Source organism: Leucobacter sp. M11, assembly GCF_035726885.1.
Taxonomy (GTDB): domain Bacteria; phylum Actinomycetota; class Actinomycetes; order Actinomycetales; family Microbacteriaceae; genus JAPFRB01.
The window spans coordinates 663869-668583 of sequence record NZ_JAPFRB010000002.1 but is presented as its reverse complement, the minus strand read 5'-3'; the positions used below and the strand labels follow the sequence as shown (position 1 = coordinate 668583).

Annotated in this window: 3 protein-coding genes and 1 pseudogene; 2 read left to right on the top strand and 2 right to left on the bottom strand. The window is 71.4% G+C overall.

Annotated elements, in window-relative coordinates; all coding sequences use genetic code 11:
• Positions 1–1457, top strand: a 1457-nt coding sequence (locus OOT08_RS07600; protein ID WP_325091995.1) for an excalibur calcium-binding domain-containing protein, incomplete at its 5' end; no start/stop codon positions are given.
• Between the two features lie 162 nt (positions 1458–1619).
• Here OOT08_RS07600 and OOT08_RS07595 read toward each other — a convergent pair.
• Together OOT08_RS07595 and OOT08_RS07590 are read right to left on the bottom strand one after the other, a co-directional pair.
• Positions 1620–3044 carry an APC family permease gene (locus OOT08_RS07595; protein WP_325091994.1) on the bottom strand — a complete coding sequence of 475 codons (1425 nt, stop codon included), beginning with the start codon at positions 3042–3044 and terminating at the stop codon, positions 1620–1622.
• A gap of 92 nt (positions 3045–3136) precedes the next feature.
• Positions 3137–4234 (bottom strand): Zn-dependent alcohol dehydrogenase, encoded by a 1098-nt coding sequence (locus tag OOT08_RS07590; RefSeq protein ID WP_325091993.1) that lies wholly within the window; start codon positions 4232–4234, stop codon positions 3137–3139.
• A 134-nt stretch (positions 4235–4368) separates the two neighbouring features.
• Between OOT08_RS07590 and OOT08_RS07585 the strand changes: the two are divergent.
• Positions 4369–4715 (top strand): annotated as a pseudogene (locus OOT08_RS07585) (hypothetical protein); the annotation flags it as partial.

Below are 4715 nucleotides of genomic sequence, written 5' to 3'. Positions count from 1 at the left end.
TGCGAGCCGTCACGGGGGAGTGGGCCCCGGGCACGACGTTTGCCTATCGCTGGGAGCGGCTCACCGAGCAGGGCACAGCGACGGTGGCCGCGGCCCCGGAGTACGCCCTACAGGCCGGGGACGGCGGAGCGAGTCTCCGCGTCATCGTGACCGGCGTCCAGGGCGATTCGGCGGCGGTGACCCGAGCGAGCGAGTGGCTCGACGTCGCCCGCTTCGCCCTCGCCCCGGCCACCCCGATCATCACGGGTACGCCGCGGGTCGGGCAGCCGTTGAAGGCCACGGCGGGCACCTGGGCACCCGCCGGAACCGCGACGAGCGCCCAGTGGCTTCGCAACGGGGTCGCGATCCCCGGCGCGACCACGCTGAGCTACACCCCGAGTGCCGCCGATGCGACCGCGAAGCTCACGGTCCGGGTGACCGGGTCCCTCCCCGGGTACCGGAGCGAACACCGGGACGCTGCCCCGGTCACGATTACGGGGCTGCTGACGACCGCGACGCCCGGGATCTCCGGGAACCTGTGGGCGGGGCAGAAGGTCACCGCAACGGCCGGAGCGTGGACCGCGGGCACCGCGCTCAGCTACCAGTGGCTCCGCAACGGAACCGCGATCAAGGGGGCCACCGGAAGCAGCTACGTCCTGGTCGCGGCCGACAGCGCGACCCGGCTGACGGTCCGCGTGACCGGGACGAAGAGCGGCTACGTCACCGCCAGCGCCATCTCCGCGCAAAAGACCGTGCTGCGCACGCTGGCGGGGGCCACCCCGAAACTCTCGGGGACGGCCCGCTCGGGCCAGACCCTGAAGGCCGCCGTCGGCACCTGGACGGCGGGGACGACGCTCAAGACGCAGTGGCTCCGCAACGGCGCTCCGATCGCGGGCGCGACGGGGGCCAGTTACCGGCTCACGAACGCGGACTCCGGCACACGCGTGTCCGTGCGGGTCACGGGGTCGCGCTCCGGCTACGCGACCGCGACGAAGCAGAGCGCTGCCCGGGCGGTCGAGGCACGCTTTGCGAGCGCCCCGAAGCCCAAGGTGTCCGGGAAGCCGGTGATCGGGGCAACCCTGACGGCGCAGGCGGGGTCGTGGAAGCCTGCCCCGGCCCTGAAGACGCAGTGGCTCCGGAACGGCGCGGCGATCTCGGGGGCAACCCGGGGCAGCTACACGCTCACGGCGGCCGACGTGGGCAAGCAGCTCTCGGTTCGGGTGACGGCAACTAAGGCCGGCTACACCGCCGTGACCGTGCAGTCGGCGAGCACCGGCAAGGTCGCGAAGGCAACCACCTATCAGAACTGTTCCGCGCTCAACCGGGTCTACCCCAACGGGGTGGGCAAGCTGGGGGCGAAGGACCGGGTCGCCGGCGGCGGCAAGCCCGTGACGAGCTTCTTCGTCAGCGCGCAGCTGTACCAGGCGAACGCGAAATCCGACCGGGACAAGGACGGCATCGCCTGCGAACAGCGCTAGCCGCGGCGACGGGCCGCGGCCGGACGCCCCCGGAACGGACAAACGCCCCCGACCGCCAGCCGCTCTGAGAGCGGCCGGTGGGCGGGGGCGTTCGCGGGTTCGGAACGGGGACCGGGGGGAATCGTCCCCGTGCCGAAGTCTGGGTGCCCGAGGGCGTGACGCTTAGATGCCCTCCAGGGTGTCCGCGTCGGTCTCGCCGATCATGGCGATCACGGCGGGGCGCTTCCTCACGAGGAACACGTAGCGGCAGAGGGCCGCGATGACCACGATGAAGAACAGGTAGGGGATCACGTTCAGCGGGAACGCGGGCACCGGGAACAGGTTGGCGTAGAGCACGTAGGCCATGCTGAGCACCGCGATGGTCGCGCAGAAGGTGACCATGCGGTTTCGAATGCCGTGCTTCTTGAAGTACACCACCGCGGCGACGGCCACGAGCGAGTACGCGAACATGTAGCCGTAGGTGCCGAAGGTGTCGACCCAGACGAGGATGTCGCCGCCCGCGACGCCCATCGTGAGCAGGATGATGTCGACGATGATCGCGATCGGGCCGAAGAGAAGCAGGGCACGGTGCGGAGTCAGGAAGCGCTCGTGGGTGCGCCCGAACTGCTCGGGGGCCACGCCCTCCTTGCCCATGACGTAGAAGATGCGCCCGACGACGTTCAGCGGGGCGACGACCACGGCGAAGAACGAAGCGGCCACACCGAAGGTCAGCACGGGGCCGAACCACTCGGGCATCCCGATGATGTGCGCGATGTCCTCCAGCGGGCTCGCGCTCGTCCCGAGCTTGTCGCCGAGCAGGATGACCTGCGTGTAGGCGGAGAAGACGTAGAGCACGCCGACGCCCGCGGCGCTCCACATGATGGCGCGGGGGATCGCGGTGTAGGGGTTCTTGGCCTCGCGGCCGAGCGCGTCGGCGGAGGAAAACCCGACGAAGCCGAGGATCGCGAGCACCATACCCACCGCGACGCCCTGCGGCTGGATGCCCTCGAAGCTGAACTGGCTGAGGTCGAGGGCGCGCGGGCCCGCCCAGATCAGGGCGAGGACGAGCAGGCCGAAGATGATGGCGACGGACACGAGCTCCAGCACCAGGGAGACGCGCGCCGACATCCGGATGCCGCGAATCGTAAACAGGATCGCGAGGCCGCCGAGGACGACCGTGAGCAGGATGTCACTCGCCAGCCCGGAGGCGGGCAGGCCGAGGAGATTCAGGAACTGCGTGAAGTAGGTCACGGAGCCCTGCAGGGAGCCGGCGGCGATGCCCCAGCATCCGATGATGAGGGTCACGCCGGTGAGGAACGCGCCGAAGGGGCCGAGGCCCTTCGCGACGTAGGTGTAGAGCGACCCCGCGGACGCGTGCTGCTTCGCGAACTGCGAGATACAGTACCCGACGGCGAGGATGACGAGGGTGGCGAGCAGGAACGAGTAAATCGTGCCGTTTGCGGCGGTGGTGTAGATCGCGGCGGCGGTGAACGCGATGACCGCGCTCGGGGCGATGTTGGCGATGGCCTGGGCGAAGAGCTCAGGCCCGCTCATCACGCCGCGGCGCAAACCGGCGTCGGTGCCGGGCTTCTTGGTGTCAACAGACATGGTGGGGCGGTGCTTTCTGGAACGGGTGCGGGGGGCACGGGGTGGGGTGGTGCCCGGGTCGACGACGCCGACCCGGGCGGGTGACGCGGGGGTTACGGGATCAGCAGGGTGCGCAGCGCCGCGCCGGACTCGAGCTCGGCGAGTGCCTCGCCCGCCTCAGCCAGCGGGCGGCGTGCGGACACCAGCGGGTCGAGCTGGAGCTGGCCGTCCATGTAGCGGTCCACGAGCGCGGGGATGTCGATCGACGGGCGAACCGAGCCGTAGTTCGAGCCCAGGATGCGCTGGTCCGCCTCGGCGAGCACGAGCGGGTCGAAGGACGCGCTGGAGCCCGTCGGGGGCAGCCCGACGACGACGGCAGCGCCGCCGAGGCCGAGCATCTTGATGGCCTGCTCGGTGGTCACGGTGCGGCCGATCGCGTCGAAGGCGTAGTCCACCCCGTCCGGCTCCATCGCGAAGAGGGCGGCGACCGGGTCCCCGTCGCCGACGAGGATCTCGTCGGTCGCGCCGAGCTGCGCGGCGAGCGCGGTCTTCTCCTTGAGGACGTCGATCGCGATGATGCGCTTGGCGCCGGCGAGCTTGGCCCCCTGCACCACCGAGAGGCCGACCCCGCCGCAGCCGATCACGGCGACGGTCGCGCCGGGCTCGACGGCCGCGGTGTTGGTGACCGCGCCGACGCCGGTCGCGACGGCGCAGCCGACGAGGGCGATGACGTCGAGGGGGGCGTCGTCGCGGACCTTGATTGCGCCGGAGGCGGGCACGACGGCCTCCTCGGCGAAGCTGGAGACGCCGAGGTAGTGGTGCAGCATCTCGCCGTTGGCGGACAGGCGGGAGGTGCCGTCGTGCAGCACGCCGCCGGGGGCGACGACGGTCGCGACGGCCTGGCACCGGGCCTCGTGGCCCGAGCGGCAGTAGCGGCACTCGTTGCAGGGGGCGACCCAGGAGAGCACGACGTGGTCACCGATGGCGAGGTTCGTGACGCCCTCGCCGATCGCGGTGATGACCCCGGAGCCCTCGTGGCCCATCACGAGCGGGGCGGGGGCATCCCACTCGCCGCGGCGGACGTGCAGGTCGGAGCCGCAGACACCGGCTGCGGCGATCTTCACGCGCACCTCACCGGCGCCGGGGGCGGCGAGCTCGACCTCGGTCAGTTCGACGGGGGTGCTCGGATCGCGGAATACGACTGCCTTCATGGGGGTCCTCCTTCATCGGCGACTCCGCCGCCGTGGCTGTTCAACGGCTTCGACACTAGTTCGACGTGAAGCGAAAAGCACTGTCAATTATGGAGCGTAAGTCGGTGAATAGTGCCATCTTGTATACTCTTGGGGTGTCTCGCACTGTCCATGACCTCGCCCGCGCCTTCGGCGCGCACCCCGTCCTGCCGAGCATCCCGGGGCCGCGCCCCGCCGCGGCGGAGCCGTCCCCCGGTCCGGGCCCCCGGGTCGGCAGCCCCTCGGCCGCCCCGAACCCGGGCGGCGTCGACGCGGGGCAGGCCGCCGCGCCCTGGTTGCGCGTGAACGTGTCCGCGGCCCACGTGCTCCGGGATCGGCCGCAGCTCACGGACACCGTGACCGCGCAGCTCGTCTTTCTGGACCCGACCGAGGCCCGGGAGGTGCTCGCGGCGCTCGCCGCGGGGACCCCGGACGCCCTCGGCACCGCCGTGCTCGCGCTCGT

Coding starts and splice junctions, on each gene's coding strand:
- OOT08_RS07590 (WP_325091993.1), bottom strand. CDS start 4,234: ATGAAGGCAGTCGTATTCCGCGATCCGAGCACCCCCGTCGAACTGACC.
- OOT08_RS07595 (WP_325091994.1), bottom strand. CDS start 3,044: ATGTCTGTTGACACCAAGAAGCCCGGCACCGACGCCGGTTTGCGCCGC.